General features: G+C 73.4%; 23 protein-coding genes and 1 pseudogene. 16 read left to right on the top strand and 8 right to left on the bottom strand.

Annotated features, from left to right (window positions below; all coding sequences use genetic code 11):
* Positions 1-97: 97 nt before the first annotated feature.
* The 7 genes from O7615_RS01170 to O7615_RS01140 all read right to left on the bottom strand — a co-directional run bounded on the left by O7615_RS01170 (position 98) and on the right by O7615_RS01140 (position 6,745).
* The gene (locus O7615_RS01170) at positions 98-817 is read right to left on the bottom strand and encodes a nucleotidyltransferase domain-containing protein (protein WP_278175244.1); all 720 of its coding nucleotides are present in this window, start codon (positions 815-817) and stop codon (positions 98-100) included.
* A 69-nt stretch (positions 818-886) separates the two neighbouring features.
* Entirely contained in the window at positions 887-1,423 is a 537-nt protein-coding gene (locus tag O7615_RS01165; RefSeq protein WP_278175243.1) for a nitroreductase family deazaflavin-dependent oxidoreductase, read from the bottom strand.
* A gap of 163 nt (positions 1,424-1,586) precedes the next feature.
* A complete protein-coding gene (locus O7615_RS01160; RefSeq protein WP_278175242.1) occupies positions 1,587-4,316 on the bottom strand; it encodes an ABC transporter permease in 2,730 nt (909 codons plus the stop codon).
* Positions 4,313-5,131: an ABC transporter ATP-binding protein gene (locus O7615_RS01155; RefSeq protein WP_278175241.1), complete on the bottom strand. Its 819-nt coding sequence runs from the start codon at positions 5,129-5,131 to the stop codon at positions 4,313-4,315. Before O7615_RS01155 ends, O7615_RS01160 begins: the two co-directional genes overlap by 4 nt.
* Positions 5,128-5,709, bottom strand: coding sequence for a PadR family transcriptional regulator (locus O7615_RS01150; RefSeq protein WP_278175240.1), 582 nt, complete (start codon positions 5,707-5,709; stop codon positions 5,128-5,130). The genes O7615_RS01155 and O7615_RS01150 overlap by 4 nt, the downstream gene beginning before the upstream one ends.
* A gap of 108 nt (positions 5,710-5,817) precedes the next feature.
* Positions 5,818-6,258: a ferritin-like domain-containing protein gene (locus O7615_RS01145; RefSeq protein WP_278175239.1), complete on the bottom strand. Its 441-nt coding sequence runs from the start codon at positions 6,256-6,258 to the stop codon at positions 5,818-5,820.
* A 28-nt stretch (positions 6,259-6,286) separates the two neighbouring features.
* Positions 6,287-6,745 carry a hypothetical protein gene (locus O7615_RS01140; RefSeq protein WP_278181941.1) on the bottom strand — a complete coding sequence of 153 codons (459 nt, stop codon included), beginning with the start codon at positions 6,743-6,745 and terminating at the stop codon, positions 6,287-6,289.
* A gap of 220 nt (positions 6,746-6,965) precedes the next feature.
* On the opposite strand from O7615_RS01140, the gene rimP reads away from it, so the two are divergent.
* The 11 genes and pseudogenes from rimP (at position 6,966) to O7615_RS01085 (ending at position 16,808) form a co-directional block, all read left to right on the top strand.
* Entirely contained in the window at positions 6,966-7,610 is a 645-nt protein-coding gene (gene rimP, locus O7615_RS01135; RefSeq protein WP_278175238.1) for a ribosome maturation factor RimP, read from the top strand.
* The gene (nusA, locus tag O7615_RS01130; RefSeq protein ID WP_278175237.1) at positions 7,607-8,650 is read left to right on the top strand and encodes a transcription termination factor NusA; all 1,044 of its coding nucleotides are present in this window, start codon (positions 7,607-7,609) and stop codon (positions 8,648-8,650) included. Before rimP ends, nusA begins: the two co-directional genes overlap by 4 nt.
* A 16-nt stretch (positions 8,651-8,666) precedes the next feature.
* Positions 8,667-8,997 (top strand): annotated as a pseudogene (locus O7615_RS01125) (YlxR family protein).
* Between the two features lie 93 nt (positions 8,998-9,090).
* On the top strand, positions 9,091-12,087 hold the full coding sequence (gene infB / locus O7615_RS01120) for a translation initiation factor IF-2 (protein WP_278175236.1): 2,997 nt from the start codon (positions 9,091-9,093) through the stop codon (positions 12,085-12,087).
* Positions 12,088-12,178: 91 nt separating this feature from the next.
* A complete protein-coding gene (locus tag O7615_RS01115; RefSeq protein WP_278175235.1) occupies positions 12,179-12,472 on the top strand; it encodes a DUF503 domain-containing protein in 294 nt (97 codons plus the stop codon).
* Positions 12,473-12,614: 142 nt separating this feature from the next.
* On the top strand, positions 12,615-13,118 hold the full coding sequence (rbfA, locus tag O7615_RS01110) for a 30S ribosome-binding factor RbfA (RefSeq protein ID WP_278175234.1): 504 nt from the start codon (positions 12,615-12,617) through the stop codon (positions 13,116-13,118).
* A gap of 113 nt (positions 13,119-13,231) precedes the next feature.
* Positions 13,232-14,227, top strand: coding sequence for a bifunctional oligoribonuclease/PAP phosphatase NrnA (locus O7615_RS01105; RefSeq protein WP_278181939.1), 996 nt, complete (start codon positions 13,232-13,234; stop codon positions 14,225-14,227).
* Positions 14,228-14,292: 65 nt separating this feature from the next.
* A complete protein-coding gene (locus O7615_RS01100) occupies positions 14,293-14,700 on the top strand; it encodes a hypothetical protein (protein WP_278181938.1) in 408 nt (135 codons plus the stop codon).
* Positions 14,700-14,909, top strand: a complete 210-nt coding sequence (locus O7615_RS01095; protein ID WP_278181937.1) for a DUF6186 family protein — start codon at positions 14,700-14,702, stop codon at positions 14,907-14,909. The genes O7615_RS01100 and O7615_RS01095 overlap by 1 nt, the downstream gene beginning before the upstream one ends.
* Before the next feature lie 220 nt (positions 14,910-15,129).
* Entirely contained in the window at positions 15,130-15,267 is a 138-nt protein-coding gene (locus tag O7615_RS01090; RefSeq protein WP_278175233.1) for a hypothetical protein, read from the top strand.
* A gap of 188 nt (positions 15,268-15,455) precedes the next feature.
* Positions 15,456-16,808, top strand: a complete 1,353-nt coding sequence (locus O7615_RS01085) for an MATE family efflux transporter (protein WP_278175232.1) — start codon at positions 15,456-15,458, stop codon at positions 16,806-16,808.
* Here the strand turns inward: O7615_RS01085 and O7615_RS01080 are convergent, their stop codons facing one another.
* A complete protein-coding gene (locus O7615_RS01080; RefSeq protein WP_278181936.1) occupies positions 16,809-17,129 on the bottom strand; it encodes a hypothetical protein in 321 nt (106 codons plus the stop codon).
* A 144-nt stretch (positions 17,130-17,273) separates the two neighbouring features.
* Here O7615_RS01080 and truB point away from each other — a divergent pair, with 144 nt between their 5' ends.
* The 5 genes from truB (at position 17,274) to O7615_RS01055 (ending at position 23,690) form a co-directional block, all read left to right on the top strand.
* Positions 17,274-18,158: a tRNA pseudouridine(55) synthase TruB gene (gene truB / locus O7615_RS01075; RefSeq protein ID WP_278175231.1), complete on the top strand. Its 885-nt coding sequence runs from the start codon at positions 17,274-17,276 to the stop codon at positions 18,156-18,158.
* A gap of 46 nt (positions 18,159-18,204) precedes the next feature.
* On the top strand, positions 18,205-19,134 hold the full coding sequence (locus O7615_RS01070; protein ID WP_278175230.1) for a bifunctional riboflavin kinase/FAD synthetase: 930 nt from the start codon (positions 18,205-18,207) through the stop codon (positions 19,132-19,134).
* A 193-nt stretch (positions 19,135-19,327) separates the two neighbouring features.
* Complete coding sequence (gene rpsO, locus O7615_RS01065; RefSeq protein ID WP_111243763.1) at positions 19,328-19,597, top strand: 30S ribosomal protein S15; 270 nt, start codon at positions 19,328-19,330, stop codon at positions 19,595-19,597.
* Between the two features lie 223 nt (positions 19,598-19,820).
* Positions 19,821-22,187 (top strand): polyribonucleotide nucleotidyltransferase, encoded by a 2,367-nt coding sequence (locus tag O7615_RS01060; protein WP_278175229.1) that lies wholly within the window; start codon positions 19,821-19,823, stop codon positions 22,185-22,187.
* Positions 22,188-22,322: 135 nt separating this feature from the next.
* Entirely contained in the window at positions 22,323-23,690 is a 1,368-nt protein-coding gene (locus O7615_RS01055; protein ID WP_278175228.1) for a pitrilysin family protein, read from the top strand.
* Positions 23,691-23,785 lie beyond the last annotated feature (95 nt).

Below are 23,785 nucleotides of genomic sequence, written 5' to 3'. Positions count from 1 at the left end.
ATCTTGCACTTTGTGTCGTCGCATACACGGACAAAAGCGTCATGTCGGCGACCACAAGTGCAAGATCGACGGCGAGTGGGGCGGGGAGGGTCAGGGGTTAGGGGGTTAGGAGGTCGTCTACGGTGCCGTCGACGGGGCGGCCACGGGCGGTCAGCTCCGTCGACTGGCGGGTCAGCACCGCACCGACCTCGGTCATGTCCGCTCCGGCCAGCCCGGTGCGGCGGACCGCGTCGCCCGGATCCCGGAAGTAGGTGCGGCTGAGCAGGCCGCTGACCGTCGCCGCGGCGAGCCGGGCCTCGCCGAGCATGAGCAGGGCCTGGTCCGTCTCGTACCACTCGGCCAGCCGGGCGGCCCGGGCGTGCGCGGCGCCACCGCGATACCACGCGGTGCGGGCGGCGGTGGTGAACTCGGCCGGGCGGGCTCGGGCCAGCCGGCCGAGATGCTCGTCGCGCAGGGTGGGCAGCCAGCCGGTCGGGTCGTGCAGTGCGCGGGTGGTGACGTAGCGGTCGGCGGTCAGCGGCCAGCGGGAGTTCAGCTGCCGGGCCTGGCGCAGGCGCTCCTCGGCGGCGAGAACGGTCAGGTCGACCAGTACGCCGTCCACGCGGCGGGTCGCCGAGGGCGGCCCGGTGCCGGGGCGGTAGGTGACCACCAGCAGCCCGACCTCACCGTCGCCGCCGCCGTCGTCGTCGCCGTGGGCCAGCGGGCCGTGCACCGCGACGGCGAGCACGTCGGCGGGAAACCGTCGCCGGACGGCCGCGGTGACCCGTTCGGCCACATCCCACCGGGGATCGTCCCGGTGCTCCTGGCCACCGTCCACGCCGACCACCCCGCGATCGCGCCGTCGCCCACACCGTCGCCCTCGGCGACGGCCTGGTCACCGCACACCCTAGTGCGGCCGTCCCCGCCCGTCCGACCCGCCACGCCCGTCCGGCCCAGCGGGGTCGACAAGGGTGTCGCGCCCCGCCGGCCTGAGGCGGAAGATCCGGATCTCCCGGCCACCGGCCCGCTCGACGTACGTCTCGTAGGCCGGCCACTCGGCGACCAGCAGCCGCCACAGCCGGTCGCGTTCGGCGCCGTCCGCCACCTCGGCGCGTACCGGGATCCGGCGACCCCTGACGTCCACCTCGGCGCTCGGCTCGGCGAGCAGGTTCAGCGACCAGGCCGGCTGCCGGGCCTGACCCCAGTTGGATCCGACCACCACGTACGCGTCGCCGTCGGGCACGTAGAGCAGTGGATTGCTGCGCGGCCGGCCGGACTTCCGACCGGTGGTGGTGATCACCAGGGACGGTACGAGCCCGAGCGCGACCACCCGGCCCCGGGTCAGCCGGCCGAGTGCCCGGTCGGCGGGCACCAGCAGACGAATGGTGGCGCCGAACCAGCGGTGACGACCGACCCGGCGGGTGAGGCTTCCCAGAACGGACACGCGGACAGTCTGCCGTCGCCCGGCACGCCGCGACAGTGGCCGACCGGTCGCGGATGCGAGGAGCCTGGAGCGGGCAGTCGCGGATGCGAGGACCCTCGGGAACGACCCGTCGCGGATGCGACGACCCCGGCCGCTCAGCGCGGGATACGGCGATCGGGGTCGATCAGTCCAGGCGGCGCTCCACCGGTAGCTTCGGGCGGGTGAGCAACGCCGCGCCGGCCATCGCCACCAGCGGCACCACGATCAGCACGCCGAGGGTGAGCCAGGGGATCACCAGCGGGTACGGCGGTTCGATCGGCCACCGGTCGGCGTACCGCTGGTTGGTGAAGGCCCGCACGATCATGGCCGAGGCGAGGCCGGCGACGATGCCCAGCGCCGAGCCGAGCACCGCGATCACGCCGGACTGACAGAGCGACAGCAGCCGGCGTACGCCCGGACCGGCGCCGACGGCGGCGAGCGTGGACAGGTCGGCCCGGCCCTCGGCGGCGGCCAGGCCGGTGGCGATGCCCGCCGCGCCCACGGTGACCACCGCCGAGACCGCCGCCAGGAACAGCAGCATCGGGCGCCTGTCGTCGACATCGCGGTACCACTCGATACCGACCCCTGTCGGAACGAGCGTGCGGAGCGCGGCGACGAACTCGTCCTGCCGCTCCTGTCCCGGTGACTCCTCGGTGTCGACCGCCCAGCCGGTCTGCCGGGTCACCAGCCCGAGCCGGTCGGCGGCGGCGGGGGAGAGCACCAGCCAGCTGCGGCCCAGGGCGGTCTCCAGCGCATGACCGGGCACCGTGGCGGTGACCGGCGTCCGTGCCTCCTCGTGGGGCTCGACCCGGAGATCCAGTCGACCGTCGACCAGGAAGCGGGCGTCGGTCACCACCGCGCCGCCGGCGCGCAGGGTGGCGGTGGCGGCCGCGAGATCGGGGGGCGCGACACCGGTGAGGAGCGGCAGCGCCGTGCCGTCGTCCACGGTGACCCGAGGGTGCGGTCCGTCGTAGTAGTCGACCGGGTCATGACAGCGGCCGTCGGCGCGGGCCCGCAGCTGTTCGGCCGCACTGAGCAGCTCGTGCGCCTGCCAGGGGCAGGCCCGCTCGGCTGGCATCCTCGCGGTGATCAGGCAGGCGTGGAAATCCGGCTGGCAGCCGGCCTCCACCAGCGGGGCGATCGTGCCGGCACCGAGCAGTTCCCGGGCCGGGCCGGCGATCTCGGCGAGGGAGGGCGGGGCCGACAGCATGGGATCGGTGTAGGTCGTGATCAGCAGGGTGCGGTCCGGTAGCGCCGGCCGGTAACGCTGGTCGGCGCGAGCCTCGTCGCTGGCCACGAAGAAGCCGAGGGCGACGCTGCCGGCGACCGCGGCCATCACGGCGGAGATGGCCGGCGCGGCCGAGGAGCGGTTGCGGCTGGCGTCGCGTACCGCGATCCGGGGCGCCAGCGGGAGGAACCGGCCGAGCCGAGCCAGCAGCCCCACCAGGGTCGGGGTGGCAAACACCAGCCCGAGTTCGCCCAGGATCAACCCGGCGAGGATGATCGCCTGGGAGGTCACGGCCGCCCCGACGGCAGCCACGACGGTGCCGCCGCCGGCCAGCGCCATCCCGATGGCGAGCCACCGGTGTCGATGCGCCGGCGGGGTGCGCCGCCCGGCGAGCCCGGCCACCACGTCCTGCCGGGCGGCCGTCCAGGCCGGTGCCAGCGCCGCCAGCACCCCGGCCAGGACCGCGACCAGCGCGATGACCGCCAGGGCGGCCGGCCAGACGCGGTACCCGCCGAAGCGGTGCTGGAAGACGAACTGCTCGACCAACGGCCGGCCGGCGAACGCCGCGACCACCCCGAGCGTGACACCGGTCGCGGCGCCGACGCAGCCCAGCACCACACCGTCGGCGAGCACCACCCGGCGCAGTTGGGCGGAGTCGCCGCCGGCCACCGCGACCAGCGCGAGTTCCCGTCGTCGCCGCCGTACGCCGACCGCGAACGCCGGCCCGACCAGCAGCACCACCTCGAGCAGGCCGAGCCCGCCGACCAGCACCCCGGTGCCGATCTCCTCCGCGTTTACGCCGCCGAGCGCCGGATCGATGTTCCGGTGCAGCATGGCCGGTGGCACGGGTGCCCGGGTGCCGACCACGACGCCGTTGGCGTTGAGCCGCCGGAAGAGGTCGTCGGTGATCGGGCCGGGCAGATTGGCCAGGAACACCCCTTCGGAGTTCGCTTCCGGCGGCGCGCCGGCGGGGTGCAGGATGACCATGGGGTTCAGCTGCTCGGGAAGTTCGACCACGCCGACGACCGCCCAGGTACGCGTGCCGTCCCCGGCGACGACGCGGTCGCCGACGCCGACGTCGAGGCCGCGTCCGGCGGCCAGGTTCACCGCGATCTCGTCTGCGGCGGCGGGTGCCCGGCCCCGGTGGATCCGGGCGAATCCGCGACCGACGGGGTCGGTCAGGTCGACCACGGTGGCGGAGAGGTCGTCGCGGACCCGGTCCTCGTGCCAGGCGGCGAACGGCACCCAGCGGCACACCGCCAGGACCTGGCTGCCGGTGGGGAGCAGCGCGGTGACCTGTTCCGCGGTGACCGGCCCCGACCGCGCCGTGCCGTCCTCGTCCGTCGCCGACCAGCTGCTGCCGTCGGCGTTCTGCTCGACCGGCCCGGTCGACACCACCCGCAGTTCCGCGTCGGCGCTGCCGAGCCGGCGGTCCATCTGCTCGCCCGGGGTCAGCCGGGCCATGTCCACACTGACCACCACGAAGCTGAGGGCCAGTACCGGCAGGATGATCATCGCCAGCACCAGGGCGGTACGTCCCCGGGCCCGCCTCGCCTCGCGCCGGGCGATGCGCAGGGCGGCCCGCCATGATCCGACCGCCTCGGCCAGCCGCGCCCCGCCGGGTGGTCGATCCGGTCCGCCACTCACCGGCCGCTGCCGCTGAGCAGGGCGTCGACGCCGACCAGTGGGGCCGTCGAGTCGACCGTCACACCGTCGCGCAGGAAGACCACCCGGTCCGCCCAGGCGGCGTGCCGGGCCTCGTGGGTGACCAGCACCCCGGCGGCCCCGGCGTCGATCCGGCGGCGCAGCAGTCGCAGCACCGCCTCCCCGGTCTGCGAGTCCAGCGCGCCGGTCGGCTCGTCGGCCAGGACGAGGCGCCGCTGCCCCACCAACGCCCGGGCGATGGCGACGCGCTGCTGCTGCCCGCCGGAGAGCTGGTCCGGGAATCGGTCGCCCAGCTCCGCCAGGCCCACCTCGGTCAGCGCGTCGAGGGCCAGCCGGCGGGCCGGGCGGACGCCCGAGCCGTCCAGTTCGAGGGGGAGCGCGACGTTCTCCGCGGCGGTCAGGCTGCCGATGAGGTTGAGGTTCTGGAAGATGTAGCCGACCCGTCGGCGGCGCAGCCGCGCCAGTCCGCGGCGATCCAGGGCGTGCAGCGGTTGCCCCTCGACGTGCACCTCACCGGCGGTCGGGCTGTCCAGCCCGCCGGCCAGCGTGAGCAGCGTGGACTTGCCGGAACCGGAGGGGCCCATCACGGCGACCAGCTCGCCGGGGCGTACGACCAGGCTCACTCCGCGCAGAGCGTGCACGGCGGCCGGGCCGTTGCCGTGGGTGCGGTGCACGTCACGCAGGTCGAGCACCGCCCTGCCGGCCGGGCCGGGGGTGACGCCGCCGGGCGTCCCGGCGGAGGCGGGCGCCGTGCCGGGGTCGGGAGCGGCCGGCATCGGCCCGCCGGCGGCATTCACCGTCGGGCCTCCTCACCGCTGTGGCCCACCGCCTCGGAGAGGGGCGCCGGACCGGGAGCCGGGGGGCGGTGCCGCACCAGGCTGGTCTCGCAGTGGTCGAGCCAGCGCACCTCGGCCTCGGCCTGGAACACCATGGCGTCCAGCACCAGCCGCCACGGCAGGTCCTCCGGGCTGTCGCTGGAATACTTCAACCGGGTCAACTCCTGCAGTGTGCGCATGGTGGCGGTGCGCTGCGTCTGCACCACCGCGCGGACGTCCACGCCGGGGGTGGTCAACGCCAGCGCCAGCTTGATCGCCAACTCGTCGCGGGGGCGATCGTTGCGGCTGATCGGAGTGGCGAACCACAGGGCCAGGTCCGCCCGCCCGGCGTCGGTGATCTGGTACGGCCGCTGCCCGGCCTCGCTCTCCGGCAGCGATCTCACCAGCCCGTCCCGTTCCAGCCGGGACAGCGTGGTGTAGACCTGCCCGATGTTCAGCGGCCAGGTCGAGCCGGTCGACTCCTCGAAGGCGGCCCGCAGCTGGTAGCCGTACATCTGCCCGCGTTCGAGCAGCGCGAGCAGGCCGTGACGGATGGACATGGAACCGGAGTATGCATACCTGGTATGCGGACCGCAACCGGCATGGGCGTGATCTCGCCTACCGTCGGCCGCCCCGGCGCCGGCGGCCAGTCCGAACGGGCGGCCCGCTCAGGCGGGGCGGCCCGGGAAGGGCACGGTCAACGGGGTGACGCCGGCGCTGCGTCGCCACCGCGTCGCCCGCACCGCGTACTCGATCAGGGCGGCCAGGGCCCGGTCCCGTTCGGCGCCGGTGCTGGCCGGCAGCGTCGCCCGCCAGAACGCCGCTGTGCGCTCCTCCACCTCGACCGCGAGCCGCAGCGCGCTGGCCCGGTCGGTCACCGGGAAGGGCAGGGCATATCCGGCCCGATCCGGCGGTACGACGTTGCCGGCGGTGCTCAGTTGCAGCACCAGGGCGTCCCGCCGACCCCGATGGGCGGCCTCCGCCTCGACCGCCGCCTTGCGTTCCGCGTCGGACAGTCGTACCCCGATGGGGCCGTAGGCCCAGATCGCGGCGTACTCGGCGGTCAGGGCGCCGGCGAGCGCCTCGGCCGGTCCGGCCGGCGCGCTCATGACTGCACTCCGCTTCGCCCGCTCATGATCATTTGAGCGCCTCCAGGTGGGTGGCGCGGGCGGCGGCGACGGAGCCGAGCAGCGCGGCGCGCTCGGCGGGCGCCTCGGCGCAGGCCCGGGTCGCCGACTCCCGGCCCGCGCGTTCGGCCTGCCGCAGCGCGGTCAGCGTGGCCGAGCGGTCACGCGGTGGTGCAGGATCGGCCGGCGAAGGGTCGGCCGGTGTGGGGGACGCCGTCGCGGTGCCGATCACCCGGGCGAGTTCCGCGGCGTGCGCCTCGTGCGATTCGGCGAGCGGGACGAGCCGGGCGGCCAGGTCGGGATGGGCGGCGGCCGCGGTCCGCAGCCCCTCCGCGAGTCGCCGCGACTCGTCGAGCAGCGGGGTGAGCGGATCCGGCGTCGGCGGCTGCTCGTCGCGGTCGAGCAGACCGCAACCGGTCAGCGGCGCGGCGGCCCCGCCGAGCACGAGGAGCGCGCCGGCCCGCAGCACCGTGCGTCGGGAAGGCGCGGACGGTCCGTCCTGCCGAGTCGTTCTGCCCATCACCACCGGACAAGTCAACACCATCACCGTGGCCCGTGTGCGTCGGTGGCGTCGGTGCGCCGCTCGGGCCCTCGTGCCGGCGGCGCGTTACGCTCTGCGCAGCCACCGGCGCGTCCGCACCGGTGGCGTGCCGGCATGGCGGCCGGCGAGCAGTGGAAGGGTTCTTCAGATGACGCAGCGTGGCCGTGCCACCAGGACGACGGGGAAACCCCGCGGTGGCCAGGCTCCACGGCCGGGCCAGGCATCCCGTGGTGACCTCGCCGCCCGCCGCGAGCGGCTGCGGGCGGTGATCGCACCGGTGGTCGGTGCCGCCGGCTACGACCTGGAGGATCTCTCGGTTTCCCGGGCGGGCCGCCGACATGTGGTACGCGTGATCGTCGACGCCGACGGTGGGATCAACCTGGACGCGGTGGCCGACGTCTCGCGGGCCGTCTCCACCGCGCTGGACGCGGCCGAGGAGAGCGGCGGCGACATCGTCGCCGGGGAGTACCAGCTCGAAGTCAGCTCGCCGGGGGTGGACCGCCCGTTGACGCTGCCCCGGCACTGGCGACGCAACGTCGGCCGGCTGGTCCGGGTGACCGTGCGGGGTGCCGGCGCGCCGGACGGGCCGCCCGGCGGTGACCGGCAGGTCACCGGTCGGGTGGTCGAGGCCGACGACGATCGTGTGGTGCTGGAGACCGACGCCGGCCGCGCACCGTGGGCCTACGCCGATCTCGGCCCGGGGCGGGTGCAGGTCGAGTTCGCCCGCCTCGACGAACTGGCCGAATCAGAAGACGTCGACGACGATGACGATGTGGAGGACGAGGAGAGGTGAACATCGACCTCGCGGCGCTGCGCGCACTGGAGCGCGAGCGGGAGATCCCGTTCGACACGATCCTCGCGGCGATCGAGACCGCGCTGCTGACCGCGTACCGGCACACCGAGGGTGCCCAGCCGCACGCCCGGGTGGAGATCGACCGCAAGACCGGCGTCGCCCTGGTCTACGCCCAGGAGATGAGCCCCGAGGGCACCGTGGCGCGGGAGTGGGACGACACGCCGCACGACTTCGGGCGGATCGCCGCCATGACCGCCAAGCAGGTGATCCTCCAGCGGCTGCGGGAGGCCACCGACGAGGCGCACTTCGGTGAGTACGTCGGCCGCGACGGTGACCTGGTCACCGGGGTGGTGCAGGCGCACGAGGCGCGGGCCGAGAAGGGCATCGTCACCGTCGACCTGGGCAAGCTGGAGGGCGTGCTGCCGCAGTCGGAGCAGGTGCCCGGCGAGCGGTACACCCACGGCGAGCGGATCCGTTGCGTGGTGGTGCACGTGGCCAAGGGAATGCGCGGCCCGCAGATCACGTTGTCCCGGACGCATCCGAACCTGGTGAAGAAGCTCTTCGCCCTGGAGGTGCCGGAGATCGCCGACGGCACGGTCGAGATCGGTGCGATCGCGCGTGAGGCCGGTCACCGTACGAAGATCGCGGTGCGGTCGACCACGCCGGGAGTCAACGCCAAGGGCGCCTGCATCGGCCCGATGGGGCAGCGGGTGCGGGCGGTGATGAGTGAGCTGCACGGTGAGAAGATCGACATTATCGACTGGTCGGACGACCCGGCGACCTTCGTCGGCAACGCCCTCTCGCCGGCCAAGGCGCTGCGGGTAGAGGTGGTCGACCTGGCCAACCGGGCCGCTCGGGTGACCGTTCCGGACTTTCAGCTGTCGCTGGCGATCGGGCGCGAGGGGCAGAATGCCCGGCTTGCTGCCCGACTGACCGGTTGGCGGATCGACATCCGCTCCGACGCCGAACAGGCCGGCCCGGCCGGGCGTTCCGGCGCTGATCACGTCCGGGAACCGGGCGGAGCGGTGTCGGGTAGCTAGGGGTAGACTTCCACCAGTGGCACGACGCGCGCTGCCGGAGCGCACCTGTGTGGGTTGCCGACGGCGCGTGCCGGCCAGTGAACTTCTGCGGATCGTCGCGGTCGGCGACGAGGCTGGTTTCAGCCTCCGACCCGATCCGGCCCGCAGACTGCCGGGTCGGGGAGCGAACATGCACCCGGATCCGGCCTGCTTCGCGCAGGCAGTGCGGCGTCGTGCCTTCGGGCGCGCGCTGCGCGTCGCCGGGGTTCCAGATGACGGGGCCCTCGCGAAGTACCTGACGCGTCAACCACCACGTCCGGTCACCCGACCGGGCGAGGGCCGCTAGCAAGGTAGGACGACCGACATGAGCACACGATGAAGTCCCAGAAATGACCAGGCTTCAAGTGCACGAGTGAGGTCGCTGCGGGTGCTGCCCGCACGACCTCGGAGTGAGGAGTGCAGTGGCAGGTAAGGCCCGCGTACACGAGCTTGCAAAAGAGCTCGGGGTCGAAAGCAAGACCGTTCTCGCCAAGCTGAAGGAGATGGGCGAGTTCGTCAAGTCCGCGTCGAGCACCGTTGAGGCGCCTGTCGCCCGACGGCTGCGCAGCGCGTTCGTCGCCTCGGGTGGTCCCGGTGCCCCGACGGCTGCGCCGTCGGCCGCTCCGGCTCCGACGGCGCCACCGACCCCGTCGCCGACCCCCGGCGAGCCCCGGATCACCGCCAAGCCGACGCCGCCACGGCGTCCGGCGGTGCCCGGGCCGAAGCCGAAGGGCCCGGTGCCCGGTCCGCCGCCGCCGGCGGCCCCGGTCGCCAAGCCGGCGAGTGCTCACGACATCGAGGTGGCCGCCGCCGAGGCGCGCGCCGCCGCGCTGAAGGCTGAGCAGGAGGCCGCGGTCAAGGCCGCGCAGGCCGCCCGCCAGCAGCAGCGGGACAACGTCCGCCGGGAGCCCCCGGCCGACGGTGGTACCCGTCCGGGCCCTCGGCCCGGCCCCGGTGCCATGCCGCCCCGCCCGGGTTCCCCGGCCGCGGGTCGTCCTGGTGCGCCCAATCCGGGTCCTGGTGGCCGGCAGGGTCGCCCGCCGGCGCGTGGCGCCGGTAACAACCCCTTCGGCATCCAGGGCAGTCAGCAGCGTCCGCCGGCCGGAGGTGCCGGTGGTTCGCGGCCGAGTCCGGCGTCGATGCCGCCGCGGCCCAGCCCCGCCTCGATGCCGCCGCGGCCGAGTCCGGCGTCGATGCCGAGCCAGCGTCCCGGCCGCCCGGGTGGTCCGGGTGCCGGTCGTCCCGGTGGCGGCGGTGCTGGTCGTCCCGGTGGTGGCGGCGGCGGTGGCGGTGGCTACCGCGGTGGTCCCGGTGGTGGCGGCGGCGGTGGCGGTGGCTACCGTGGCGGTCCCGGTGGTGGCGGCGGCGGTGGCGGTGGCTACCGTGGCGGTCCCGGTGGTGGCGGCGGTGCCGGTGGCGGTGGATTCCGCCCGGGTGCGCCGGCCGGTGGTGGCGGTCGTCCGGGCGGCGGCGGCCGTGGCCGTGGCGGCGGTGCCGCGGGTGCCTTCGGGCGTCCGGGTGGCAAGCCGACCCGTGGCCGCAAGTCCAAGAAGCAGCGCAGACAGGAGTTCGACAACCTGTCGGCCCCGACCATGAGCTCGGGTGCTCCCCGGGGTCAGGGGCAGACGGTACGGCTCTCCCGTGGCGCCTCGCTGTCGGACTTCGCCGACAAGATCAACGCCAACCCGGGTTCGCTGGTCCAGGAGATGTTCAACCTGGGCGAGATGGTCACCGCGACCCAGTCGTGCTCCGACGACACCCTGCTGCTGCTGGGTGAGCACCTTGGCTTCAACGTGCAGATCGTCAGCCCGGAGGACGAGGATCGCGAGCTGCTCGCGCAGTTCAACATCGACCTCGACGCGGAGGTCGCGGAGGAGCGGCTGGTCAGCCGGGCACCGGTGGTGACCGTCATGGGTCACGTCGACCACGGTAAGACCAAGCTGCTCGACGCCATCCGCAAGGCGAACGTCGTCGCCGGTGAGGCCGGGGGCATCACCCAGCACATCGGTGCCTACCAGGTCCACGTCCCGCACGAGGGCGAGGACCGCGCGGTGACCTTCATCGACACCCCGGGTCACGAGGCGTTCACCGCCATGCGTGCCCGTGGTGCCCAGGTGACCGACATCGTGATCCTGGTGGTCGCGGCCGACGACGGCGTGATGCCGCAGACGATCGAGGCGTTGAACCACGCCAAGGCGGCCGAGGTGCCGATCGTGGTCGCGGTCAACAAGGTCGACAAGCCGGAGGCCAACCCGGACAAGGTCCGCCAGCAGCTGACCGAGTACGGTCTGGTCGCCGAGGAGTACGGCGGCGACACCATGTTTGTCAACGTGGCCGCGAAGCCCGGCATCGGCATCGAGGAACTGCTCGAAGCCGTGTTGCTCACCGCCGACGCGTCGTTGCAGCTGACGGCTCCGATCGACGGGCCGGCACAGGGTGTGGCCATCGAGGCGCACCTGGACAAGGGTCGCGGTGCGGTGGCGACGGTGCTGGTGCAGAAGGGCACCCTGCGGGCGGGCGACTCGATCGTCGCCGGCGGGGCGCACGGCCGGGTCCGGGCGATGCTCGACGAGAACGGCAACCAGGTCTCCGAGGCCGGTCCGGCGCGTCCGGTCATGGTTCTCGGCCTGACCGCGGTGCCGGGCGCGGGCGACACCTTCCTCGCCGCGGCGGACGACCGCACGGTGCGGCAGATCGCCGAGCAGCGGCAGGCCCGCCGGCGGGCGGCGGCATTCGCCAACTCCCGTGGCCGGGCCACCCTTGAGACGCTCATGGAGCAGCTCAAGGAGGGCGAGAAGACGTCGCTCAACCTCATCCTCAAGGGTGACGTCTCCGGTTCGGTGGAGGCCCTGGAGGACGCGCTGTTCAACCTCGACATCCCCGAGGAGGTCCAGCTCAAGGTCCTCGACCGGGGCGTCGGCGCGATCACCGAGAGCAACGTCATGCTCGCGAGCGCCTCGTCCGAGCCGGTCACGATCATCGGCTTCAACGTGCGGGCCTCCAACAAGGTCCGCGAGATGGCCGACCGCGAGGGCGTGGAGATCCGGTACTACACCGTCATCTACCAGGCCATCGAGGAGATCGAGGCGGCGCTCAAGGGCCTGCTCAAGCCGGAGTACGAGGAGGTCGAGCTGGGCGCGGCGGAGATCCGCGACGTGTTCCGCTCGTCCAAGATCGGCAACATCTCCGGTTGCATCGTCCGGTCGGGTGTCATCCGGCGCAACGCGAAGGCGCGCCTGCTGCGCGACGGCACGGTCGTGGCGGACAATCTCACGATCAGCTCGCTCAAGCGGTTCAAGGACGACGCCACGGAGGTCCGGGAGGGCTTCGAGTGCGGTCTGACCCTGGGTGGTTACAACAATGTCCAGGTCGGTGACGTGATCGAGACCTTCGAGATGCGGGAGAAGGTTCGCGCCTGATCCTGCGGTGACGCACTGATCAAGGGGTTTACGCCGCTCGGCGTAAACCCCTTGATCATGTGGGGTGGGGTGCGGGTAGTGTCCGCAGACGATGTACACCGCAACCGCAGTATTCGACCTGCTGCTGCCGGGGGACTCCCGGTCGCTGAAGGCCAAGAGGTCATACGTCCGGCCGATCGTCGCGGCGCTGCGCCGCCTCGAGGTGTCGGTCGCCGAGGTGGGGGCGCTCGACCTGCACGGGCGAGCGGAGATAGGAGTGGCCGTCGTGGCGGCCGAGGCGGCGCACGCCCGCGAGGTGCTCGACGCGTGCGAGCGCCTGGTGGCCGGTCGGCCAGAGGCCGAACTGCTCTCCGTGCGCCGCCAGCTGCACGGCGACGACGACTGACCGGTCGGCGGCGCCACCTGCCGCCCCGCACGTCGGGGTGGGGGCGCGGGTAGGGTTCGAGGTGTTGGGGTCGGCCCGGGCTCCGGTGACGCCGGCGTCACCGGAGCCCGACCGGTAGCGGGACGCCGTGGAGGTGGCGGAGATGACGGATCCGGCCAAGGTACGCCGGCACGCGGAGCGGGTGCGTGAACTGGTCGCGTCGGTGGTGCGGAGCCAGATCAAGGACCCCCGGCTCGGCATGATCACCATCACCGACGCCCGGATAACCGCCGATCTGCGCGACGCCACGGTCTTCTACACCGTGCTCGGTGACGCGGCGGCCCAGGCGGGTACCGCCGCCGCGCTGGACAGCGCCAAGGGCATGCTGCGCAGCACCGTCGGCAAGGCCCTCGGGCTGCGACACTCGCCGACCCTGACCTTCGTCCTGGACGACGTGCAGGATCAGGTCAAGCACATCGACGACCTGCTCGCGGCGGCCCGTAACGCCGACGCCGAGGTGCAACGCCTCGCGGCCAAGGCCGAGTACGCCGGCGAGGCGCAGCCGTACCGCCTCGACGAGGACGAGACCGAGGGCGACGACGAGACCGAGGACGACGCCGGCGGGAACGAGGGCGCGACCGATTCCCGGGGCGGGGACGGGCGGTGACCACACCCTCCGGCGGTGCCCTGACCGAGAGGGATCCCGCCACACCTCACCAGTCCGGCCCGGCCCGGGCTGGTGAGCCGGTCGGGCCGACCGAGGCCGACTGGGCCGCCGCGGTGGCGGCGGTGCGGCAGCTGCCCGCCGACGGCCGGGTGCTGCTGATCTGCCACGTCAACCCGGACGGCGACGCGCTGGGCAGCATGCTCGGCTTCGCGCTCGGCCTGCGGCGGCTCGGCGTACGCCGGTTGCAGGCGACCTTCCCCGGCCCGCCGGAGGTGCCCGAACCGCTGCGTGGCCTGCCCGGCCTGGAGCTACTGGTGCCGGCGGAGGACGCCGACCCGCAGCCGGACCTGGTCATCTGCTTCGACGCGGCGAGTGACTCGCGGCTGGGCGAACTAGCCGACCGGCTGACCGGTTCGGGCACCGCGCTGGTGCTCGACCACCACGCCTCCAACGCCGGCTTCGGCGACGTGAACCTGGTCGACCCGGCCGCGGCGGCGACGTCGGTGGTCGCCGAGCAGCTGCTGGACCGGCTCGGTGTGCCGCTGGACGCCGGCATCGCCGAGTGCCTCTACGTGGCGCTGAGCACCGACACCGGTTCGTTCCGGTTCGACGCGACCACCCCGGCGGTGCACGAGATGGCGGCCCGCCTGCTGGCCACCGGGATCCGTCCGGGTGACATCTCCCGGCGGGTCTTCGACACCCGGCCGTTCGGCGCGGTGCGGCTCTTCGGCGAGGTGCTCGGGCGGGCCCGGCTGGAGCCCGACGCGGCCGCCGGACACGGCCTGGTCTGGACGTACGCGACCCTGGACGACCTGGCCCGGCACGAGCAGCGGCCGTACGTGCTGGAGGCCCTGATCGACCCGGTGCGCTGCACCGCCGAGGCCGACGTGAGCTGCGTGGTCAAGCAGACCGCGCCGGGCGTGTGGGCGGTCTCCCTGCGCAGCAAGGGCGCGACGGATGTCAGCCGGGTGGCGGTCGCGCTGGGCGGCGGTGGGCACCGGCTCGCGGCCGGCTTCACCAGCCGTGGCACGGTCGACGAGGTGGTCGAGCGGATCCGGGCGCAGCTGCGGGCGGGCGTCCGCCGGGGCGGCGTCGACCAGCAGGGGTGACTTTCAGGGTCGGCTCCGGGGGAGTCGACGTTTCGGTGGCTGGACAGGGCGGGGAGAATCGGATGATGGAGCAGCCCCACGATCTCGCCGTCGAGGCCCCTCGCACCTGGGAGCGGCCGGTCGTCTGCGTACCGGTCCTCGTCGCCCTCTCACTGGTCGGAGGTCGTTTCCCGTCCTTCTCGACCGAGGCCAACGTCTACGTCTTCGGTGCCGGCGGGGTGCTGATCTGGCTCGGTCTGAGCAACCGGGTGCCGCGCCGTCCGGCGCCACAGCGGTTGGGATCCGGCGCGGTCTGGTGGACGCTGCCGGTGGTGGTCTTCGGGATCTTCGAGGGTGCCACCTTCTTCGCGGCGGCCGGCGACGATTTCCCCACCTTCTCCCTGCTGGCCGATCCGCTGCTGGAGGACCGGCTGGTCCGCTCCGCGGGCTGGTTGGTGTGGCTGTCGGCGTTCTGGGGGCTGGTGCGTCGATGATGCGGGCACTGGCGATCGGCGGGTTCCTGGTCGGGTTGGCGCTGCTCGGGCTGGTCGAGTGGCTGGCCCGGCGGGAGGGGTCGCGCATACCGACCCTCGGTGAGGTCTGCGCCTACATCATGCGGTACGAGGTGGGCCCGGTGCCGGTGGGCCGGATCGGTCTGTTCGGCTTCTGGTGGTGGATCGGCTGGCACTTCCTGGCCCGGTGACGGGGAGCCGACTGGTCCAGATGCCGGGAACAGCGCGCACGATGTGGACCTGAACGATAACTTGGGAAACGGTCGGCGCCGCTTTGGCGCAGGTCAGGGGGCGGAGCCATACCCGGTCTCGCCTCTCTCCAGGGTCGACCGACCCGGGCCACCACGCCGCCCACCCGCCGTTCCGGTGACCCCGGAGCCGGTTTCCCGGGCGGCTGTCGTAGCACCGCCCGTGACGCGCCGTCGCGCCCGGTGGCGCGCGCCCTGGAAGGGGTCCACCATGCCCGCCAAGCCCAAGCCCGAGACCACCGACGAGGCCCGTGAGCAGGCCCGCCGCGCCCTGCAGACCTCCATGGACACCCGTCAGTGACCGTACGCGACCGGCGGTGACGTCGAGCCGTCCCGCGCGTACGGCGTCACCGCCCCTCCGCCCCTCCCCGACCTCCGCGCCACCGACCGCGTAGCGGCGGCTCGCCGGCCCGGCGAGTGACGCTCCCGGTGCGGTAAGCAGCGCACCGGCTTGCTCCCCTTACTCTTCCCGTGCCACGATCGGCGGCGATGAGCCAGTCCACCATCGCCAACGACCGGGTCGCGTCGCCGCGCCGGATCGCCGCGCTCGCCCTGCCCGCCCTCGTGGTGCTCGCCGCCGAGCCCCTCTACGTCCTCGTCGACACCGCGGTCGTCGGTCATCTGGGCCGGGTTCCGCTGGCGGCGGTGGCGGTCGGCGGGACGGTGATGACCCTCACGGCGTGGCTGGGCACCGTGGTCGCGTACGGCACGACCGGTCGGGCCGCCCGGCACTTCGGCGCCGGGGATCGTGCCGCCGCGGTGGCCGAGGGCGTCCAGGCATCCTGGTCGGCCCTTGGCGCGGGGCTGCTGGTCGTCGTCGGCATGCAGCTCGGTGGTGGCGCCCTGGCCGGCGCGCTGGCCGGTGGCGGCGAGGTGGCGGTCGCCGCCGGTGAGTGGTTGCGGATCGCCGCGTTCGGCGCCCCCGGGCTGCTGCTCGCCGCCGCCGGGAACGGCTGGCTGCGGGGCGTGCAGGACACCCGCCGGCCGCTGGCCTTCGTCGTCGGCCCCAACCTGCTTTCCGCCGTGCTCTGCCCGGTGCTGGTCTACCCGCTGGGCATGGGGCTGATCGGCTCGGCGGTGGCGAACGTGATCGCGCAGACCCTCTCCGGCGTCCTCTTCGCCGCCGCGCTGGTGGCCGAGCGGGCGGCGCTGCGCCCCCGCCCCCGCGTCATCGGTCAGCAACTGGTGCTCAGCCGCGATCTGCTGATCCGGGGAGTGGCCTTCCAGGCCAGTTTCCTGTCCGCCACGGCGGTGGCCGCCCGGTTCGGTGCCGCCACGGTCGGTGCCCACCAGATCGCCGTACAGCTGTGGTTCTTCGCGGCGCTGGTGCTCGACGCGCTGGCCATCGCCGCGCAGGCGCTCGTCGGGGCGGCGCTGGGCGCCGGTGACGACGCGGCGGCCCGCGCGCTGGCCCGGCGGATCGGCCGGCTCGGCGCGGTCTGCGGTACGGCGTTCGCCGTGCTCGCGGCGGCGGGTGCCGGCATCGTGCCGACCTGGTTCAGCTCCGACCCCGCGGTACACGAGCAGGCGCTGGTGGCGTGGCCGTGGTTCGCCGCGATGCTGCCCCTGGCCGGGGTGGTGTTCGCCCTCGACGGTGTGCTGATCGGCGCGGGCGACATCCGCTACCTGCGCAATCTCACCGTGGTCGGCGCGCTGGGCGGTTTCCTGCCGGCCATCTGGCTCGCGCACGCCCTCGGTCTCGGCCTCGGCGGCATCTGGGCCGGTCTGATGCTGTTCGTGGTGATCCGTCTGGTCGGGCTGCTGCTGCGGCTGCGGACCGGTGCCTGGGCGGTGACCGGTGCGGTCCGGACCGAACGCCGTGCCGGTAGCACCGCCGCGTGATCAGCGCTGGCCGTAGAGCGCGTAGGCGAAGAGCACCAGGGCCAGGCTCACCACGAAGGAGACGGCCATGGCGACGATCTTGACGGTGTTCGGGTAGCGCTGGTGCAGGCGCTCTCGCCCCTGCCAGGCCCACCAGCGGCGCCGGACCGCCCCGGCCCCGGGCAACGCGGCGACGCTCTCGGTGAGCCGGGTGCCCAGGGTGCGCCGCGCCGGCGGCGGGTCGCGCATCCAGTCGGGCAGCGTGGTCGGGTGCTCGGGCGTGCGCAGGCGCACCGGCTCCTCGGACCGCCGCGCGCGGGCGGAGCCGCCGTCCGTGGTCATCGCGTTCTCCCCGTCGTCTGTTGACACGGCGTTCACCACCGCCGATGCCTCCATCGTCGCAGGGCGATACCACCGACTACATCCCGTTTTTCGGCGGCCGTCCGGTGCTCGTCCGGCCGAGGGGGTCTGGCAGGCTTGCGCGTCGTGAGCGCAGACGGTCTGATCGTGGTGGACAAGCCGGGCGGCATGACGTCGCATGATGTCGTGGCGCGGATCCGCCGGCTGGCGCGGACCCGCCGGGTGGGGCACGGGGGCACGCTCGACCCGATGGCCACCGGGGTCCTGGTGATCGGCGTGGGCCGGGCCACCCGCCTGCTGACGTACGTGATCGGCGCGGACAAGAGCTACACCGCCACCATCCGGCTCGGCCAGTCCACCGTCACCGACGACGCGGAGGGTGATGTGATCGCCACCACCCCCGCCGGGACGCTCACCGACGAGGCGGTCCGGGCGGCGTTGAGCGCGCTGACCGGGGAGATCGACCAGGTGCCGAGTGCGGTGAGCGCCATCAAGATCAACGGAGAGCGGGCGTACAAGCGGGTCCGTAAGGGCGAGAGCGTCGACCTGCCGGCCCGGCGGGTCACCATCTCCCGGCTCGATGTGCTGGCGATCCGCCGTGACCGGCCCGACGTGCTCGACGTCGACGTCGACGTCGCGTGTTCGACCGGCACGTACGTCCGGGCGATCGCCCGCGACGCGGGCCTGGCGCTGGCGGTCGGTGGCCACCTGACCGCGCTGCGACGCACGGCCGTGGGCGGCTTCACCCTGGCGGAGGCCGCCACCCTCGACGAGTTGGCGGACCGCGCGCCCGACGTGGTGGGCCTGCCGCTCGCGGTCGCGGCCGACCGGTTCTTCCCGCGCCGGGACGCCACCGCCGAGGAGGCGACGACGCTCTCCCACGGCGGCCCGCTCGACGCCGTCGGCCTCGCCGGGCCGTACGCGGTCTTCGATCCGGCCGGTCGGTTGATCGCTATCGTCAGCGAGCGGGCCGGCCGGGCCCGCGCGGAGATCGTGCTCGCACCGGCCTGAGCCGTCGACCGCCGACGGCCGGGACGAACGACAGCGGAGGAGCAGCATGCAGCGGTGGCGGGGGTACGACGCGGCGCCGGGTGGCTGGGGGAGGTCCGTCGTCACCATCGGCGTCTTCGACGGGGTGCACAAGGGGCACCAGGCGACGATCGGGCACGCCGTGGCCCGCGCCCGCGAACTCGGCGTGCGGTCGGTGGTGGTGACCTTCGATCCCCATCCGGCCGAGGTGGTCCGGCCCGGCTCCCACCCGGCGGTGCTCACCGAGCCGGCCCGCAAGGCGGAGCTGATCGAGGCGCTCGGGGTGGACGTGCTCTGCGTGGTGCCGTTCACGCCCGAGTTCTCCCGGCTGCCGGCCGAGGCGTTCGTGCACGACGTGCTGGTCGAGCACCTGCACGCCGCGCTGGTGGTGGTGGGCGACAACTTCCGGTTCGGGCACCGGGCCGCCGGTGACGTGGCGCTGCTGGAACGGCTCGGCCGCACGTTCGGCTTCTCCGTCGAGGGCGCACCGCTGGTGGCCGAGGCCGGCACGGTCTTCTCCTCGACGTACATCCGCTCCTGCGTCGACGCGGGTGACGTGACCGCGGCGACCGCCGCGCTGGGCCGCCCGCACCGGCTGGAGGGTGTGGTCGTCCGGGGCGACCAGCGCGGGCGTGAGCTGGGCTTCCCGACCGCGAACCTGCTCTGCCACCGGTACGCCGCGGTGCCCGCCGACGGCGTCTACGCCGCCCGGATGATCCGCCGGGGGCAGCGGAAGCCACTCGCCGCCGCCGTGTCGGTCGGCACCAACCCGACCTTCTCCGGCCGCGAGCGCCGGGTCGAGGCGTACGCCCTGGACTTCGACGGCGACCTGTACGGCGAGCGGCTCGCCCTGGACTTCGTGGCGCATCTGCGCGGGCAGGTCCGCTTCGACTCGATCGAGCCGCTGGTCGCCCAGATCGCCCAGGACGTCGAGCGGACCCGGCGGGTGCTGGGATGAGCGCCGCCGACCCGCCGGCGGCCCCTTGACCGGCTGGGTCGGGCCGGTGCTGGTAGGCTGGCGGGGACGTCGGCTGACCGACGTGGGGCCTCGCGTGCCTGCTCGACGCCGCGGGTGCGAGGTCCATCCGTCGCCGGTGCCCTAGCCCGGCCCGACGGACAGCACCGAGACAACCCACCGAAACAGGGAGAACATGGCGCTCGACCAGCAGTCCAAGGCCAAGATCCGCGAGGAGTACGCGACCGTCGAGGGCGACACCGGTTCGCCCGAGGTGCAGGTCGCGGTCCTCACCAAGCGGATCGCCGACCTCACCGAGCACCTGAAGGTGCACAAGCACGACCACCACAGCCGCCGTGGGCTGCTGCTGCTGGTCGGCCGTCGCCGTCGGTTGCTCAACTACGTCCAGAAGAAGGACATCAACCGCTACCGGTCGCTCATCGAGCGACTCGGCCTGCGCCGGTGACGTGACGGGGGGAGTGGCCCACCAGGCCACTCCCCCCGCCGGCGTCCCACCCGAGAAACGGGCCGCGACCACCCAGACAGGGGAGCGTCGGCGTACCGGTCTCCGGTAGTGGCCTCCGGGCGCCCCGGCATCCCGCCGGCGGCCCCGGGCGCTTCGATCGAAGACCGGCCGTCCGTACGGCTCCCGCGTCGTGGCCCCCGATGCGAAGGAGCATGACCGCACCATGACCGAGACCAGACTCGGCACCGAATCCCGCACCGCCGTGATCGACAACGGGTCGTTCGGCACCCGTGAGATCACCTTCTCCACCGGCCGGCTGGCCCGGCAGGCCGCCGGCTCCGTGACGGCCCAGCTCGGCGAGACGGTCGTCCTCTCCGCCACCACCGCCGGCAAGCAGCCGAAGGAGCAGTTCGACTTCTTCCCGCTGACCGTCGACGTGGAGGAGCGGATGTACGCCGCGGGCCGGATCCCCGGCTCGTTCTTCCGCCGCGAGGGGCGGCCCAGCGAGGACGCCATCCTCACCTGCCGGCTGATCGACCGGCCGCTGCGCCCGTCGTTCGTCAAGGGCCTGCGCAACGAGGTCCAGGTCGTCGAGACCATCCTCGCGCTCGACCCGCAGCACCCGTACGACGTGGTGGCCATCAACGCCGCGTCGATGTCGACGAAGCTCTCCGGCCTGCCGTTCTCCGGCCCGATCGGGGCGACCCGGATGGCGCACGTGGACGGCCAGTGGGTCGCCTTCCCGACCCACGAGGAGCTGAGCCGCGCCACCTTCGACATGGTGGTGGCCGGTCGGGCCCTGCCCGACGGCGACGTCGCGATCATGATGGTCGAGGCGGAGGCCACCGAGCACACCGTGAGCCTGGTCGCCGGCGGGGCCACCGCACCGACCGAGGAGGTCGTGGCCAGCGGCCTGGAGGCCGCCAAGCCGGCCATCCGCGAGCTGTGCCGGGCGCAGAGCGAGCTGGCCGAGGTCGCCGCCAAGCCGGTCGCCGACTTCCCGGTCTTCCTCGACTACCAGGACGACATCTACGACGCGGTCGTCGAGCTGGCCCGCGCCGATGTCGCCGAGGCCCTGCAGATCGCCGGCAAGGCGGTCCGCGAGGAGGCCCTGGACGCGGTGAAGGCGCGCGTGCTGGAGGATCTCGGCCCGCGCTTCGAGGGCCGGGAGAAGGAACTCTCCGCCGCCTTCCGCTCGCTGACCAAGTCCGAGGTGCGCAGCCGGGTGCTGCGCGAGCAGGTCCGCATCGACGGCCGTGGCCCGCGCGACATCCGCCCGCTGACCGCCGAGGTCGGCGTGCTGCCCCGGGTGCACGGCTCGGCGCTGTTCGAGCGCGGCGAGACCCAGATCCTCGGTGTCACCACGCTCAACATGCTGCGCATGGAGCAGGCGCTGGACACCCTCTCCCCGGAGAAGTCCAAGCGCTACATGCACAACTACAACTTCCCGCCGTACTCCACCGGTGAGACCGGTCGGGTCGGCTCGCCGAAGCGCCGCGAGATCGGCCACGGTGCCCTCGCGGAGCGGGCGCTGATCCCGGTGCTGCCGTCGCGGGAGGAGTTCCCGTACGCCATCCGGCAGGTCTCCGAGGCGCTCGGTTCCAACGGCTCCACCTCGATGGGCTCGGTCTGCGCCTCGACGCTGGGCCTGCTCTCGGCCGGTGTGCCGCTGAAGGCGCCGGTGGCCGGCATCGCCATGGGCCTCATCTCCGACGAGGTCGATGGCAAGACCCAGTACGTGACGCTGACCGACATCCTCGGCGCCGAGGACGCGTTCGGCGACATGGACTTCAAGGTCGCCGGCACCCGGGACTTCGTCACCGCGTTGCAGCTCGACACCAAGCTCGACGGCATCCCGTCCGACGTGCTGGCGGCCGCGCTCCAGCAGGCCCACGAGGCCCGGCAGACCATCCTGGACGTGATGCAGCGGGCGATCGAGGCACCGGCCGAGATGTCCGACTACGCGCCGCGGGTCACCACCGTGAAGATCCCGGTCGACAAGATCGGCATGGTGATCGGCCCGAAGGGGCAGACCATCAACGCCATCCAGGACGAGACCGGCGCCGAGATCTCCATCGAGGACGACGGCACCATCTACGTCGGTGCGACCAACGGTCCGTCGGCGCAGGCGGCGGTCGAGCGGATCAACGCGATCGCCAACCCGACCCTGCCGAAGGTCGGCGACCGGTTCCTCGGCACGGTGGTCAAGACCGCGCCGTTCGGCGCGTTCGTCTCGCTGCTGCCGGGCCGCGACGGCCTGCTGCACATCTCGAAGGTGGGCGACGGCAAGCGGGTCGAGAAGGTCGAGGACTTCCTCAACGTCGGCGACCGGGTCGAGGTCGAGATCGCGGACATCGACCAGCGCGGCAAGATCTACCTGGACAAGGTCCGGCCGGAGGGCGCCGAGGCGCCGGCCGCCGGTGAGGCGTCCGGTGAGCGGCCCGCCGGCCGCGACCGCGGTGACCGTGGCCCGCGCGACCGGGGTGACCGCGACCGTGGCGGCGACCGGGGTGGCCGCGGTCCCGACCGTGGCGAGGGCGGCGAGGGCGACGGCGACTCGCGCCCGCGGCGCCGCACCCGGCACAGCTGATCCCGGATCACCACTGACCGGCCGGGGCGACGCCGTCGCCCCGGCCGGTTCGTAACCAACCCTCCCTCGTCGAACTGGAAGCAGGTTGCCGTGAGTCGGACCCGGCGTTCGTCCCCGCCGCCGCGACGAGGTGGGGTGACGCCGCCCGGTGACGCCCGGCACGCCGTCGGGACCGCCCGCCCCACGGGCGGGTCGGCCCGGGCGGTGACCCGGACCCTGAGCGACGATCCGCTCGGCGGTACGGCACGCCGCACGGTGCTGCCCAGCGGGTTGCGCGTGCTGACCGAGGCGATCCCGGCGATGCGCAGCGTGTCGTTCGGCATCTGGGTGGCGGTCGGCTCGCGGGACGAGACCGGGCCCCAGGCCGGCGCCGCCCACTTCCTGGAGCATCTGCTGTTCAAGGGCACCCACAAGCGGGGTGCGTTGGAGATCTCCTCCGCGATCGAGGCGGTCGGCGGGGAGACCAACGCCTTCACCACGAAGGAATACACCTGCTACTACGCCCGGGTGCTGGACGAGGATCTCCCCCTGGCCATCGACGTGATGTGCGACCTGGTCGCCGACTCGGTGCTGGAGCCGGCCGACGTGGAGACCGAGCGCGGCGTGATCCTGGAGGAGATCGCCATGCACGACGACGAGCCCGGCGACGAGGTGCACGACCTGTTCGCCCGGGCCGTCTACGGTGACCATCCGCTGGGCCGGCTGATCTCCGGCACGGTGGAGACGGTCACCCCGATGACCCGCCGGCAGATCCAGGGCTTCTACCAGCGCCGCTACGTCGCGCCGCAGATCGTCATCGCCGCCGCCGGCAACCTCGACCACACGGCCGTGGTGCGGCTGGTCCGCCAGGCGCTGCGGGGCACCCCGCTGGACACCGACGCGGCGGCGCCCGCGCCGCACCGGCCGGCCACCCCGGTCGTACGCACCAGGGCCGCCACCACGGTGGTGGAGAAGAAGGAGACCGAGCAGGCGCACGTCGTCCTCGGCTGCCCCGGCATCGACCGGCTCGACGAGCGCCGCTTCGCCCTCGGCGTGCTGAACAACGTGCTCGGCGGGGGAATGTCCAGCCGGCTGTTCCAGGAGATCCGTGAGCGTCGCGGCCTGGCGTACTCCGTCTACTCCTACGCCAGCCAGTACGCCGACAGCGGCCTGTTCGGCGTCTACGCCGGCTGTGCCCCGAGCCGGGTCCAGGAGGTGCTAGAGCTGACCCGCGCCGAGTTGGCGCGTACCGCCGCGGACGGCATCACCGAGGCGGAACTGGCCCGGGGCAAGGGAATGAGCAAGGGCGCGTTCGTGCTCGGCCTGGAGGACACCGGTTCGCGGATGAGCCGGCTGGCCAAGGGCGAGCTGCTCTACGGCGACCTGATGCCGGTCGACGAGTTGCTCGACCGGGTCGACGCGGTCACCCTCGACGACGTCAACTCCCTCGCCGCCGAGCTGCTGGGTCGACCGATGTCCCTGGCCGTGGTAGGTCCGTTCGGCGAGTTCGACTTCACCGGCTGAACCTTCTCGCATCCTGTCCCAAACCGGACCGACCCCGGTCGCCGGGGTCGGTCCTGATTAGACTCGTCGGCGCCGATACGTGACGAGCGACGGGG

It is taken from the genome of Micromonospora sp. WMMD1082 (assembly GCF_029626175.1).
Lineage (GTDB): Bacteria > Actinomycetota > Actinomycetes > Mycobacteriales > Micromonosporaceae > Micromonospora.
The sequence above is the reverse complement of the archived record's forward strand: the minus strand, read 5'-3'. Positions and strand labels throughout refer to the sequence as shown.